A 15,162-nucleotide genomic window follows, 5' to 3' on the forward strand; every position below is an offset into this window, starting at 1 on the left:
ATTGGGCATCAGTAAGTGTTAGTCTATTCATATAATCAGAATAACTGATTTTCTTTGTATGTCAACACACCCTATAAATCAAGATACTTTTTAGATTTGAATGCTCAATTATGCTAGTGACTTAGCATATAAATATATGTTAAAGTCACATTTATATCTTATTACTGCTTAGCATTTACAACATGTCAGCACTACAACTTAATTCTCATACTAAAACAGATGCACCCATTGGAATTTTTGACTCAGGCATTGGAGGATTATCTATCGCATTAGAGGTAATGCAACATTTGCCACAAGAGCGAATCCTGTACTATGCAGACAGCAAAAACGTACCTTATGGAAATAAAACAGACCAAGAAATCAGAGACTTAACCGCACAAGCTTTGGCATGGCTATATGAAAAAGGATGTAAATTAGCAATCGTCGCATGTAATACAGCCTCTGCATTCAGTTTAGAACCTTTACGCCAACATTATGGTGATCTTTTTCCAATCATTGGTCTAGTGCCTGCGGTCAAACCTGCAGTCATTCACTCACAAAGCAAAACTATTGCTGTACTTGCTACACCAGCGACTTTCCGTGGCAAACTGATTCGTCAAGTCATTGCTGATTTCGCTCAACCTGCTGGTGTTACTGTATTGCCGATTACTTGTGCTGATTTGGTACCGATTATTGAGCGTGGACAGATCGGCGATCCTATCACTGCACAATTGTTACAGCAGATTCTACAGCCTGCAATAGATGCAGGTGCTGATCATCTTGTATTGGGCTGTTCACATTATCCTTTTTTAAAGCCGATATTGAACAATATATTTCCAAATCTTGTGTTGATTGATTCGGGACAGGCGGTATCCCGTCAATGCGGACGAGTTTTGGCACAGTTCAATCTACAAAATAATGCTCCATCTAATACTAAAGATAAGATAATCTGTGTGTTTAGTGGAGATAATAGCGATATAATGCGGCAGAACATTCATAACTTTGTGAAGAATATTACAGATTGGCAATTTATCAATCGTTGCGATTTTGCTAAGATTGAAAATCTGTACACGTAAAATCAATTTAACGTATTTGTGCATTATTTGAAGTGATTAGGTTATTGTACTTTAGGTCTCTTTAATCACAATACATTATCTATTGTGCATTAAAGTAAATTTGCTAGGGCTAATTGATGAGCGAAAAACGCTATTTCATATATATTTCAACAGCTTGCCACGAAGATTTACGATCAGAACGTTTGAAACTTGAAAACACACTGATCCAATCAGGCATCCTGCCATGGGAGTTTAAAGAACGTCGTACTTCTTTGAACACAGCTTTGGCACGCCGTCAAATTGATGATTGTGATTACATCATCTTTTTGCTTGGCGGGAAATATGGTGACTTGTCTGCATCTGGCATCAGCTATATGCAATTGGACTTCTTATACGCACTCAATAAGCAAAAGACCATTATTAGCTTTGTTGATGCTTATCCAGAGAAAAGAGATCCAGCAGAGCGTGAAAATAATCCAGAATTAATCAAAAAATTCCAAACCTTTCGCGACCAACTTAAAAATGAAAGTCACTACGTACATCTGTTTACCAGTCAATTAGATTTGGCGAACCAATCTCGCCCATTGATTACAAAAGCACTCAAAGGATCCCCTGCAACAGGTTGGGTACGTGCACAACCAAATGACGTATTGCATAATGAAATCCAACGTTTGCGTCAAAAAATTGCTCAACTGGAACAGCAAAATCATAGCCGTGAACGTACAGCCAGTACATCAACGCCACCAGCAGATAAAGTAGATAATCAGAACACGCCTAAGGGTGAACGTTTCACTGTTTCTTATCGCACACAAGCTTTTCAAGATGGTAATTTACAAGATTTGCAATTGCAACGACACATGACGTGGCTGCAAATCCTACAAGTTCTTGCACCACATTTTAAAGAAGCGACCTCAGAGATTAACTTTCAGCGTGTGTTAAATCATTTTCTAGAAAGCACTGCACTCAATGATGCTCAAAGAACGCTACCACGTGCACACGCTGTATCACGGACGCAGATTGACTCTCGTGCCTTGCAACAAATTAAGCTGCAAATGAAATGGAATAACTGGATTGTGCCACAGCACGATATGGACAGCTCAATGCGTATTAACTGGCAACTGACCGCAGAAGGGCATAAGATTTTAGGCAATTGATTTGATTAATTCGACTAAAAATCTTCATTTCTCTTTATTTAAACGTCGCGTGCTATATTTTTCCATATACAAATAAATATGAATTCTTTGGTATTCATATCTATTCGGCACAATCCAATCTGTTGTCATTCGTTCTACCCATATTTTTGATTTGGAAAATCTATAAAAATACATGATACCTTTTATGCTAAACTAATTCGCTCGATTAAAATCAATATACTAATACTCATTTGTGGAGTGATTGTTGTGAATAAAGCGAAAGTTGCGGTAATTATGGCAAATCTTGGTACACCAGATAGTCCTACTCCAAGTGGCGTACGTGCTTTTTTAAAAGCATTTTTATCTGACCAACGTGTAGTTGAGATACCTAAGCCAATTTGGCAAATCATCTTACGTCTATTCATTCTACCATTTCGCCCAAAACGTGTTGCTGAAGCCTATGCCAGTATTTGGGGAGAAAATGATTCTCCAATACGTGCGATTCTTTTACAACAAGTGAAACTGACAGAACAAAAAATTCAAGGCTTGTATCCTGATTTGGATATTACCTTTTATCCAGCAATGACTTATAGTAAACCAAGTATTCATGATGTTTTAAAACAGCTCAGTGAACAGCCTGTTGATCAAATCATCTTATTGCCTTTATTTCCGCAGTATTCTGCAACATCCACAGCACCATTGTTTGATGCTATCAGCAAATGGACACTAAAACAACGTAATTTGCCTGCGATCAATATGATTCGTGATTATTATCAGCATCCATTATTTATCAAAGCATTAGCAAGTAGCGTACAACACTTTCATGCCAAGCATGGTGTGCCTGACAAATTACTGATGTCTTTTCATGGTATTCCACAACCTTTTGCAGACAAAGGTGATCCTTATCCTGAGCGTTGTCATGCCACAGCAAAAGCTGTTGCAGAATACCTAAAATTGACGCCTGAACAATGGCAAGTCAGTTTTCAATCACGTTTTGGTGCACAAGAATGGGTTAAACCTTATACCGATACTTTGCTAGATGAATGGGCAACTTCAGGAAAAGTCAAATCCATTCAGGTGCTTAGTCCTGCTTTTTCTGCAGATTGTTTGGAGACTTTGGAAGAGCTAGCCATTGAAAACAAAGAACATTTCTTAGAAAAAGGCGGTGAAAGTTATCATTATATTCCTGCACTGAATCAAGATGCAGAACATATTGATTTATTTGTTGCATTGCTAAAAGCACAGCTTGATGCAGCAAGCCAAACCTTTGCTCACTAATCATAACAAAAGTCAAAACGTAAAAAAGCGTGCTGATGATACAGCACGCTTTTTTGATGTAGAACAAGGATTATTCTTCTACAAATATTACACCCACTGCATAGACACCGATATTTGCGACGGACACACTGGCAATCGGTACATTCTCTACATCACGATAACCAAAGCTTGCTAAGGTCTTTTGTATATCCGAAATGTATGGATTACAGCGGTTATACATAACATGAAGTTTACCTGCTCGATTACGCGTTTGCTCGTGAATCAGTTCAATCAAACGATATAAACTACGTTCAAAACCACGCACTTTTTCACAGGCATGCACTTGACCTTCTCGATCGACATGTACAATAGGTTTAATACCAAAAATATTGGCAAAGAAACCTGCTGGTGCAAACAATCGTTTTGTGCGTATCATGGCTTTTAGATTGTCTACCGTGACATACATGATCATTTTGTCACGCATCTGATTCAATCGCATCATAATTTCATGAATTTCACGATCCTAAGCAAGCATCTTTGCAGCCTCATTCACCAACACCGCTTCACCATGAGATACGCTACGCGTATTGAACACATGAATGATTAAGCGTTGCCCAAACACTGCTTGAATGTCTCGAATGTGCTGTAAAGTTAAACTCAAATGCTCTGAGATGGTCATGATCAAGACTTCTTCAACGCCTTTGTCGATTAAGCCATAGAAGAATTCAATCAGTTGCCCCTCGTCTGGTGCAGCAGTTGTTGGTTGAATATCTTGTCTGATAATCCTATCTGACAACTCATCAATTGTGATGTCTTTGCCATCCAAATAATGTTTGCCATCAATGTAAATATTCATCGGTAGAGTAACCACATTGGCTGGCTTGTCTAAATAATCCAAGCAGGATGTAGACGTACTCACAATCATTCTTTTCATACAAAATCTCGAAAAATTATCATAAATCAAATATATAAGTCGCAGAATGTTAGCATTTTGAGACTTTTTTTTACAATTTTGCGAAATGTCATATACTATCATTTCTTATGTAGAATAATTATCATAACTAAATGATTTAAATGGACTTTACGTATTTATAATTTGAAATAGCAATTAATGTAAGTGAATTTAACAATATTATACTTTGGTATAATAATTAACCTAATCAAGCTCAGATTATTTTTTCAATATCGCACATTATGGCTTCTTTTAAAACAATACGATATGATAAAAGCCCTTTAGATTGTTTGAATTGATATTAATTATGCTACAGTGCCAAATCGTTCCAGTTAGCCCTTTTGTTCAAAATTGTAGCATCATTTGGGATGATGCCAGTAAAGATGCAGTTATCATTGATGCAGGCGGTGATGCGGACAAAATTCGTCAGGCAGTCAGCCAGCTTGGCGTCAATGTCAAAGCCATTTGGCTCACTCATGGTCATATTGATCATATCAGTGCGGTGGGGGATATGGTCGAAAGCTATGCTGTACCTGTGATCGGACCACACAAAGGCGATGCGTTTTGGATTGATGGTTTGGCAGATGTGTGTAAAAAATATGGTTTTCCAATTGCTAAGCCTGTGACTGTCACGCAATGGCTTAATCATGGCGATAGTTTAAGCCTAGGTGAATATGACTTTGAAGTGCGTCATGTCCCAGGGCATTCGGCTGGGCATGTGATTTTTTATTGTGCCAAGGTCAATACCGCTTGGGTGGGTGATACCATTTTCCAAGGTTCGATTGGGCGTACTGATTTGCCGACAGGTGATTTGGATACTTTGCTGAATGCAATTCGTGAGCAATTATTTAGCTTACCAGACAATACACAATGTATTTCTGGTCATGGTAATCCCACCACGATTGGACAAGAAAAGCGTTTTAATCCTTTTTTAAAAGCCTAAACGCAATCATTTATAATCACCAAAGTCTTGGTTAGGCTTTGGTTGTTATAAAAATAGCTATAAATTTCAATAATTTAACAATGAACACAATTTATACATAATTTCATGTTTTTTACGTTAAAATAAAAAAATGAAACATAACAAACAATTAGCCGATTTTGTGTCATATCTTGCCTAAATTGGCATAATTTTTTGTTGAGATGCGTTGCGTTATTACAGCTTTTTGGCTTTTTTTTATATGATAGATTGCTGGGCAAATTTTATTATTTTAAGCCTGATTGATTAAAGTGTTTCTGTTGTTAATCAATTGATATGATTTGACTTTTAATTAAAATTTTTGCTGTGGCGATCCGTCATTTTAGAGATTGAAATGATTGAATATAAGGAGTTTAGCAATGGACGAAAAATCATCCAGTCCATCTTCTCGTAGTAATATTAATCCAAATGTATTTTATGGTTCTGTGGCAGTTATCGCCCTATTTTTGGCAGTGGTATTGATTGCCCCGAATACATTTGAATTAATGACCAAAGAGCTAAATAGTTGGATTACCACATCTTTTAGTTGGTTCTACGTACTTGCTGTAGCAATTTTCTTAGGTATTCTAACTTTTTTAGCTTGCTCTGACGCTGGGCGGATTAAGCTCGGACCAGATCACAGCCAACCCGATTATAGCAATAAGTCCTGGTTCGCTTTGTTATTTACCGCAGGAATGGGAATTGGCTTAATGTTTTTTGGTGTTGCAGAACCCATCATGCACTATGTCAGCCCACCTGTTGGCGATGGTCAAACGATTGATGATGCCAAAAATGCCATGAAAATCACCTTTTTTCATTGGGGATTACATGCTTGGGGGATTTATGCGGTAGTAGGTTTGGCATTGGCTTATTTTACCTATCGACATAATTTACCGCTAAAAATCCGCTCTGCACTATATCCAATGATTGGTAAAAAGTTCTATGGTCCCATTGGCGATGGTGTCGATGCCTTTGCCACCATTGGTACAGTATTTGGTGTCGCAACCACACTAGGCTTTGGTGTGACGCAAATCAATTCGGGTTTAAATTATTTATTTGGTATCGAACAAAGCTCAACCATGCAAATCGCTTTGGTGGTTGGCGTCAGTATCATGGCAGGTCTATCGGTCATTCTTGGTGTGGATAAAGGCATTAAGCGTTTGGCAGAACTAAATCTGGTCTTGGCACTCAGCCTATTGGCTTTTATATTTTTGGCTGGTCCAACGGTTTATTTATTACAAACCACATTACAAAATCTAGGTAATTACGTGTCTAGTATTTTTGAAATGACCTTTAATTTATACGCTTATCAACCAAATGGTTGGATCGGTGGTTGGACGATTCTGTATTGGGCATGGTGGATTTCTTGGTCACCATTTGTGGGCATGTTTATCGCACGCGTTTCTCGTGGGCGTACCATTCGTGAGTTTATCGTGGGTGTGACCTTGATTCCAACAGGCTTTACCATCATTTGGATGGGCTTTATGGGCAATGCCGGTCTGCATAGTATCTTACATAAGGGGCATGCCACACTGCTTACTGCGGTGCAACAAGATTCATCCGTCGCATTATTTGAATTTTTAAATGGCTTACCGTTCGATATGGTAAGTAAAGTTTTTGCAACGGTATTGGTGATTTTGTTCTTTGTTACTTCTGCTGATTCGGGTGCATTGGTCACCGATTATTTGACCGCAAAATCTGAAAATTCACCGACTTGGCAGCGTCTGTTTTGGGTGGTGTTGATGGCAAGCTTGGCGATTATTTTGCTGCTCGCTGGCGGTCTATCAGCCTTGCAAACTGCGACCATGATTAGTGCTTTACCATTTACTGTGATTATGCTGTTTATTTGCTATGGTTTGATTAAAGCGTTACGTGTCGATGTACTCAAAGCCAATGCCTTGCAACAAGCACGCACCACGCCTTATGCCATCAACAATCCACGTACATGGCAACAACGTCTAGGCTTAGTCATGCACTATCCGCATAGTAAACAGCAGGTCGATGATTATATTGTAAGTACAGTCAAGCCTGCGATGCAAGCCATGATGGAAGAATTGAAAAAGCGTAATTTGAATGTCAGCTTATTAGAAGTCGAAGACGGTATCAAATTGCGTGTCGATCATGCCAATGAAATCAACTTTATTTATCAAGTGGTTTCTCGTGAAACTACACCACCAAGTTTTATGCGTGAACAGCATCCAAATATCAAAGAATACTATCAAGCAGAGGTATCTTTACGTGAGGGTGGACAAAATTATGATGTGATGAGCTGGACTGAAAATGATATCTTGCAAGACATTATTGACCAATACGAACGTCATCTTTATTTCTTAAATGTATTACGCTAATTTTTAGTTTACCCAAAAAGCAACACAAAAAGGCAATCTTGATGATTGCCTTTTTTGATATGACTTTAGTCTGACTTGAAAATCAGATCACCAAAGATATTTTAGCTTCAAACCTACCGCATTTTGCTTTGTGCTTTCTTCACCAATACGCTGTGAACCTTTAAGTTCTAAAGCAAAACGATTATGTTCAACTTCAACACCTGCACTATAAGTTTGATGGTCTGAGAAACGTTGTTCTAAACTATCACCATTTACATTTACAATGGTTTTATCTGCAAAATAGGCAACGTGTTCAGCACCCACAGATGGGGTAATTTTTACACCATTAGCAGTGTTAATGGCTTTTTCCAAATTGATACCGACACGATAGTTTGGCAAATGTTTGTCTGCGATATTGATTTTTGCATCACTCAAGTCATAATCCACCGCACCCAAATAATCATCACGGATACCGAGCGATGCTTTCACATCTAGCAATGGTGTTGTAACTTTATGTCCAACACTTAAACCAAAACTCGCCATGTTACGTTTTAGTGGAATACTCTGTCCTGCTGATAGCAATTCTGATTTACTCAAACCATAACTCGCATCCGCGACCACATAACTGCCTTGATTAAACTGCTGTTTTATGTAGCCAGATACCGCATCGGTGGTATTTTGATTACTGATACCGCCGTCCATTTTTTGCCGACTTTCAGCACGAGAATATATCAATGAAGTAGTCAATTGACCATGGCTATTGTCAATTTGATGACTTAAACCTAATTGGCTCAAGGTTTCAAGTTTATCATACGGACGGTATAGATCTGAATGATGCTGTGTGTCACTACGATTGACGCTCAGCCAAATGCCTTTGGCATCATCACTATTAAACTGACTGACAATACCGCGTTGAATATTGGCTAAGGTATCGGCTTGTGAGCTGAGTTCAGACAATGCAGCATTACTGCGTTGACTGATGACATCTGCTTGTGTGAGTTTTGCCAAACGCTCTTGTTCTGCAAGTACGGCTGCACGTTCTCTAGCAAGACGAGCTTGTTCAGCTTCCGCATCTTTTTGGGCTTGTTCAGCCTGTTCAGCTGCAAGTCTTGCTTTCTCAACTTCTTCTGCCGCAATCGCTGCAAGTCGTGCTTTTTCGGCTTCTTCTGCGGCTAATTTATCCGCAATTTCCTGTAATACTTCTTGTGATGCATTTAAGCTAAATAGTCGATATTGTGTATTATCTTTGACCAAGCCATAACGATATGTCCCCAAATCCACGGTTTGTTCTGGGTTTGCCAAATCGACTTTTAAAGCATCAAATTGTTCAGCAGTATTGCCATTTACCGTGAATAAAGTGAGATTATTATTGTGCTTATCTGGTGATGTACCCACATCTTGTACATTGAGTTTAAACTCACCTACTGCACTGCCATTGACAATCACTTGGTCGCCAATATCTTTTGCCACATTAGTGGTGTAATTAAACAGTCCTTGACCAGATAAATTGCCATTGACTGTAAATTGATTATGCTGACCAGCTTTGGCTTGTTCCACGCTATTTATATCAATTTGTGAGCCATGAGCAAGATTTAAATTGCCCACTTGTGCTGAATGGGTGGTGCTTAACCGTGCTTCTGAATTTAAGTTAATCGTTGTGTTGTTGCCTGCTGTTAAATTCCCGACATGCACATCTGCCTTACCCACACTCAATACTGCATTATCTTGCAATTGAATACTTGGGCTATTGACCTGTGTACGCACGATGGTATTTAAGGTTTTTTCATCATAATCTTGTGGTGTAGTGCATTGCACTTGCCCTGTATAATCAGAACGAATACAGACTGGTGAGGTATTTTTCACATAACCCAATTGCACTTGTGCATGATTTTGAGCAGAGATTGCACCGTTTAGGCTATTAACATTACGCCCGACAGAAAGCTTGGCATCATCTTTGACCACAAAACGCTGTGCGGTAGAGTCACGATTCCACCAATCATCATTTTTAATCACTTCTTACTTGGCTAAATGATCATAAGCATGTGTTGCTGGACGACCTGATAGCATCAAGTTACCTGATTTTTCTACACTTAAATCACCATTCAGATTTGCACCGCCCGTAAGCAATAAAGTCGAATTGGCAATTTCAGGGGCATATATCACATCTAAGCGACCATTATTTTTTGTTGTATCGCTTTCACCAAAGTGACCATTATAGCCTGTGATTAAACCTGCAGTATTTTTACTATTTATGATCGATTGAATTGCCGTAAGACGACCTTCTTCACCACTGCCTACATATTTCCAATCATTATTTGATGTTTGATTGGTTGGATAGTACGCACCAGCCCAACCTGTCAGTACAAAATAATCTTTTCGACCGTTTGCATGCGTATTGATATACTCGTATAAGTCACCGCCTGCAACTTCCCATTTACCCCACTTAATATCTGATTCGGTAAAAGCTTTACTACCTAACAAAGTGACTTGAGCAGTTTTATCCATATTGTGATTAACAACTCTCGCCCCATCATCGACATTTTGGATACGATGCAAGCTAATGTCATTACCATTGACATCCAAGCGACCACCACGATAGCCAAAGTAAATATTATCAAGATTCATTTGGTCGGCACTATTCAGCACCACGGTTGGACGACCGCTAACAATACCTAAGGTGTTAAAAGCTTGTTTTTGACCCGTGCTATCGGCTTGTTGATCTAAAATCACTGTGCCATCGCCCACGCTGATATCACCAAGGTTTTTACCTACAGCATTGACGTGCAAAGTCCCTGTGCCAATTTTGGACAAGCGATCGCCTTATGGATTATGCACTTGCCAATCCACCATTTTACCGTCCGCAATCGATATCCCTGCACCTTGCCAAGTGGTATTGGCTTGATTGCTCTTTACCGTAAAATCAGTATCAAAATACAATGTCCCTGCACCTTGATTGATATTTTCAGTCAGGTTTATAGTGCCTTTTTCACCTGAAAAATAAGCATCTTTACCATAGTTAAGCTGTGGTTTAATCTGATCGGTATAAACAATATTGCCTTTGTCATCATAGACTGTATTGCCCTTTCTATCGACTTTAACGCCCTTAATCAGCTCTGTGCCATTAAAAACATCTAAATTAACCGCCTCACTGTTTTGATTGGTAATATTGCTATGTCCTGCTGTGGTATTCGACCAATCAAACTGTTGCCCAGCAACGGTATTATTAAGATTTAAACCAATATCTTCATTGCGTTTTTGTTGGTTAAACTCATCTCGAGAAATCAGATAAAATGCCCCTCGATCGGCTGCATCACGACTATATACCGTGATAATCGTGCCTGCCAGACGCCACATTTTATCTTGACTATCATAGACCCATACCCCCGAGCCACTATCACCAGTCTGTGGTGAACTCACCAAAGGACCATAGTTACTGTTTTGTACATCAATACCTTGACTAAATAATGTGCCATAACCGCCATTATTTCGCATGTTTGGTGTCACGTCACCAATCAAAAAGGCATAACCGCCTGCCACAGTGGTCAAAGTACGATGGTCATTTTCATCATTACGATTGCCACCCGATTGCACTACAGGTTTACCATTTAAGGTTTCAACACGTTGTAAACCTGCACCTGCTCGGGCATACATGGTGTAGCGTGAAGTATTATCAGCATAAGTTTTTGGATCTAAACCTTCGTGTACTGTTGGTGCTGGGGCAACTTCGGTGACCAATTTATGCAAGCGTGCAGTATGATAATCTGGGTTAAGTACAGGCTGATCGCTGGTGTCGATGACATTATTATTATCCACCATCTTGTATTCATATTGATTTAAATCTGTATTTTTACTGCTACCACCATATCTGACCCCAGTATAACCACCATTATGTGCCACACTTAACACATATTGCGGATGCATCAAAGTGCTTACGCCATCAGTATTCACCGCACCAAAATCAGGCATTGGTGTATCTTTCATCATGACGCCAACAGGATTGCCATGAATATCATTGATGGCAATATTGCTCGCACCTACAGTAAATTGTCCCTTATTTTCAGCAAAATCGCGAAATAATTGATAATCCACATCACCACGCACGATCGATGCATTGGCTTGTGACATCAAACCATAACTTACCGCAATGAATAACAAAGAGTATTTAAATAAAGTAGAGCGTGGCATAAATAAACTCGAAAATTATCAACTAGAGTACGATCATATTATCATATATATAGCCTAACTATTCTACGCTTATTTAATCTTTTTTAAGCTAAATAAAATAAAAACAGCAATGATTAAATCAATGCTGTCATACGGTTTTTTAAATAGTTTAATTAAAAAAGCAGAAACTGACAATTTCTGTCAATTTTTGACTAAAATCACTCATCACATGATCACCACCAGCTTCAACAACAATATTTTTTTCAATGACTTGCTGTGCTTCAAAATAGCTGAGAGCTTTACGATAATCCAAAACTTCATCGCCCTGTTTTAAATATATTTTTAGATTATGAATTTCTAATAAATCTATTGGATTATCTGATATATTTAAATGCTTTTTATTATATTTTGGTTGATTATGCATAAACCACAATATATCATATTTAGTGATAGACCAATTATCTTTAGTGATATAAATCACAGTATTATCATTTAACTGATTAAAGTCATCCATATTCCCATCAAAAAATCGCTGTAAACTCTGATGTGGATATAGACTTGGATTAAGTAATACCGTATTTAAATCAAATTGGTGATGTAGATAGGTCGCATAAAATCCACCCAATGAACTTCCCACAATCGCCGTCGCAATGCCATGTTGTTGATTATGTTCAATCATTTTTGCCACATTCGCCATGACTTGTGGTGGTGAAAAATTGAGATTTGGGCTTAAGACTTCAATGTCAGTATGATTTACTTGACAATATTCACGTAACAGTTGTGCTTTGTGGGCATTTTGATTGCTGTTTAAACCATGCAAATAGATGATTTGTTTCATATATTTCTCCAATGAAATTGATTTATTTATAAATATTTGAGCGATTACTATAGCATATTTTTTATCTGATTAATGCTATAATTGGTCTTTATTAATTGTTTTGAGATTGTGCCTTGAGTGATTCGGCATTATGCCCACCTTATCCCGCATCTGCATCGTATTTTACTAGCAATCTATTGACGTGGTATGCCGAACATGGACGCCATGATTTGCCTTGGCAAGTCAAAGACGATCCCTATCAAGTTTGGGTCTCGGAAATCATGTTGCAACAAACTCAAGTCAAAACTGTGCTAAATTATTTTCCACGTTTTGTTGCACGTTTTCCTACCGTACAAGATTTGGCACAGGCAGAATGGGACGAGGTTGCACCATATTGGGCAGGTTTGGGCTATTATGCACGGGCTAGAAATTTGCATAAAGCTGCAAAACAGGTGGTCGAGCAAGGCGATTTTCCGAATGATTTGACAGCTTGGCAAGCCTTATCAGGCATTGGGCGTTCGACCGCTGGGGCGTTGATGTCACTGGGTTTGGGCAAGTTCGGCGTGATTATGGATGGTAATGTCAAACGCGTTTTGGCACGCTATTTTGCGATTAGCCAAGATTTGAGTAAACGTGACGTTGAACAACAGCTTTGGCAATTGGCAGAATATCTTACACCGCAACAGCAACATGCCGACTATACGCAAGCGATTATGGATTTAGGGGCGACCATTTGCACACCAAAAAAACCATTGTGTTTGTACTGCCCAATGCAACAGCATTGCCAGGCTTTTTTACAAGGCAATGTGTTGGATTATCCGACTAAAAAAATCAAAAAAGCCGTACCGACCAAAACCGCTCATGTTTTATTATTACAGCTCGATAATGAAAATAATACGCTGTGGTATCAACGTGATTCACAAGGTTTATGGGGTGGTTTGTATAGTTTGCCAATGATTGAAGAGCAAGCAGATTTTGATGAGTTTATGGCAAAATATCAATTGCAAGTACAAGAACATTGGCAATTGGCACATCATTTTACCCATTTTACTTGGCAATTGAATGTACATCGTATTGTCATCAATCGTCAGCAATATCAAGCGATTTTGGCAGAGGGTCAATTTGCTGATTTGGCATTACAGACTTTTAGCTCATCGCAACTGGCAGAATTAGCTGTACCGACTGCGATGAAAAAAATCATGCAACATTTTGACTTAAACATTGATTAAATTGGAGAAAAAACATGACTTTAAGCGTTGAGCAGTGGATTGATTTTGCCGAGGCAGGCAATCAACAACGAATTATCTTGGCTAATGGTACAAGCTATCAGGGTTGGATTATGGAAATCAGCGAAGAAGCATTGCTGATCAGTACAGGTTATAGCGATAAAGTAGGTAAAGATTTTTGCTTAAAATTCCAAGATTTACAAGATGCAGAATTATATTTTTGGGATACTCAAAATGATGACTGGCAACCGTTTTTGATAAAATAAAGACATAAAAAAAGGCTTATCCGAGGGTGGATAAGCCCATAAACCGATAAATATCGTGGCTAAGCGATTTGCTTAACTTGTGTGCAATGATAACGGATTTTTGAGATAAAGCAAGCTTTTTTTCTCAATTTTTATCGGGAAATTTTATTCTATTTATTGGTAAATCTTGTAAACCTGATAAAAAGTAAAATTGACTGGTGAAATGGGCAGAAAAATTTTACAATCATCATCTATTTCAGGCAAATAAGGTAGATAGTCATGGCAAATTTCCCCATTCACGCCAATGATGCGTTAATCGTTGTGGATGTACAGTACGATTTTTGCCCAGATGGTGCATTAGCGGTACAGCAAGGCAACCAAATCATCCCTACCATTAATCAATTATTACCGCACTTTCAACATGTGGTATTAACGCAAGACTGGCATCCTGCCCAGCACTGCTCTTTTGCCGAAAATCAAGACAATAAACAGCCTTTTGATACCATTGAGCTAGATTATGGTACGCAAGTGTTATGGCCTACGCACTGTGTACAAGGTACGCATGGTGCTGAATTACATCATGATTTACAGCAAGACTCGGCACAATTGATTATTCGCAAAGGTTATCGCCCAAACATTGACAGTTATTCGGCATTTTTGGAAGCAGACCGTAAAACCGCTACAGGCTTAGCAGGTTATCTCAAAGAACATCAAATCCAACGTGTGTTTTTTGTGGGTTTGGCAACGGATTTTTGTGTGGCATGGTCAGCGATGGACGCACGCCATTTTGGCTTTGAAACGGTTGTCATCGATGATGCCTGTCGTGCTATTGATTTAAATGGTTCATTGGCTCAAGCGTGGCAAGATATGTTGGCGGTTGGTGTGCAAAAAATCGATAGTTGGCAGATTTTGGATTAAAACAATTCAATAGCTTGACATTTCGCCATTTAAATATGATAATTTTTTTCATTCATTTAGGGTGTGTTGACATACAAAGAAAATCAGTTATTCTGATTATATGAATAGACTAACACTTACTGATGCCCAAT

General features: G+C 38.6%; 11 protein-coding genes and 2 pseudogenes. 8 read left to right on the plus strand and 5 right to left on the minus strand.

Translation table 11 applies throughout. From position 1 onward, the window contains the following. Positions 1–182: 182 nt before the first annotated feature. The 3 genes from murI (at position 183) to hemH (ending at position 3,445) form a co-directional block, all read left to right on the plus strand. The gene (murI, locus tag ACEYX7_RS08700; RefSeq protein ID WP_374804936.1) at positions 183–1,055 is read left to right on the plus strand and encodes a glutamate racemase; all 873 of its coding nucleotides are present in this window, start codon (positions 183–185) and stop codon (positions 1,053–1,055) included. 116 nt (positions 1,056–1,171) lie between these two features. Next, positions 1,172–2,188 (plus strand): DUF4062 domain-containing protein, encoded by a 1,017-nt coding sequence (locus ACEYX7_RS08705; protein ID WP_374804935.1) that lies wholly within the window; start codon positions 1,172–1,174, stop codon positions 2,186–2,188. Positions 2,189–2,461: 273 nt separating this feature from the next. Then, positions 2,462–3,445, plus strand: a complete 984-nt coding sequence (hemH, locus tag ACEYX7_RS08710; protein WP_374804938.1) for a ferrochelatase — start codon at positions 2,462–2,464, stop codon at positions 3,443–3,445. A gap of 70 nt (positions 3,446–3,515) precedes the next feature. Here hemH and ACEYX7_RS08715 read toward each other — a convergent pair. Further along, positions 3,516–4,460 (minus strand): annotated as a pseudogene (locus ACEYX7_RS08715) (DegV family protein). 223 nt (positions 4,461–4,683) lie between these two features. Between ACEYX7_RS08715 and ACEYX7_RS08720 the strand changes: the two are divergent. Continuing rightward, complete coding sequence (locus ACEYX7_RS08720) at positions 4,684–5,319, plus strand: MBL fold metallo-hydrolase (RefSeq protein ID WP_374804934.1); 636 nt, start codon at positions 4,684–4,686, stop codon at positions 5,317–5,319. Positions 5,320–5,714: 395 nt separating this feature from the next. Beyond that, on the plus strand, positions 5,715–7,682 hold the full coding sequence (locus ACEYX7_RS08725; RefSeq protein ID WP_374900444.1) for a BCCT family transporter: 1,968 nt from the start codon (positions 5,715–5,717) through the stop codon (positions 7,680–7,682). A gap of 87 nt (positions 7,683–7,769) precedes the next feature. Here the strand turns inward: ACEYX7_RS08725 and ACEYX7_RS08730 are convergent, their stop codons facing one another. The 4 genes and pseudogenes from ACEYX7_RS08730 to ACEYX7_RS08740 form a co-directional block, all read right to left on the minus strand. Next, positions 7,770–9,266, minus strand: coding sequence for an autotransporter outer membrane beta-barrel domain-containing protein (locus ACEYX7_RS08730; protein ID WP_374804937.1), 1,497 nt, complete (start codon positions 9,264–9,266; stop codon positions 7,770–7,772). Positions 9,267–9,317: 51 nt separating this feature from the next. Then, positions 9,318–10,286: pseudogene (locus tag ACEYX7_RS10960) on the minus strand (IgA-specific serine endopeptidase autotransporter); the annotation flags it as partial. A 195-nt stretch (positions 10,287–10,481) separates the two neighbouring features. Further along, positions 10,482–11,846, minus strand: coding sequence for a S6 family peptidase (locus tag ACEYX7_RS10965; protein WP_465246302.1), 1,365 nt, complete (start codon positions 11,844–11,846; stop codon positions 10,482–10,484). A gap of 148 nt (positions 11,847–11,994) precedes the next feature. After that, positions 11,995–12,663 (minus strand): YqiA/YcfP family alpha/beta fold hydrolase, encoded by a 669-nt coding sequence (locus tag ACEYX7_RS08740; protein ID WP_374804932.1) that lies wholly within the window; start codon positions 12,661–12,663, stop codon positions 11,995–11,997. Positions 12,664–12,776: 113 nt separating this feature from the next. Here ACEYX7_RS08740 and mutY point away from each other — a divergent pair, with 113 nt between their 5' ends. From mutY to pncA, 3 genes are all read left to right on the plus strand, one after another. Then, on the plus strand, positions 12,777–13,871 hold the full coding sequence (mutY, locus tag ACEYX7_RS08745; protein ID WP_374804931.1) for an A/G-specific adenine glycosylase: 1,095 nt from the start codon (positions 12,777–12,779) through the stop codon (positions 13,869–13,871). A gap of 14 nt (positions 13,872–13,885) precedes the next feature. After that, on the plus strand, positions 13,886–14,134 hold the full coding sequence (locus tag ACEYX7_RS08750) for a hypothetical protein (RefSeq protein WP_374804930.1): 249 nt from the start codon (positions 13,886–13,888) through the stop codon (positions 14,132–14,134). A 258-nt stretch (positions 14,135–14,392) separates the two neighbouring features. Further along, positions 14,393–15,031: a bifunctional nicotinamidase/pyrazinamidase gene (pncA, locus tag ACEYX7_RS08755; protein ID WP_374804929.1), complete on the plus strand. Its 639-nt coding sequence runs from the start codon at positions 14,393–14,395 to the stop codon at positions 15,029–15,031. The last annotated feature ends 131 nt before the right edge of the window (positions 15,032–15,162 follow it).

The sequence above is a fragment of the Hubeiibacter jixunmingi genome, from assembly GCF_041928215.1.
GTDB lineage: Bacteria > Pseudomonadota > Gammaproteobacteria > Pseudomonadales > Moraxellaceae > Acinetobacter.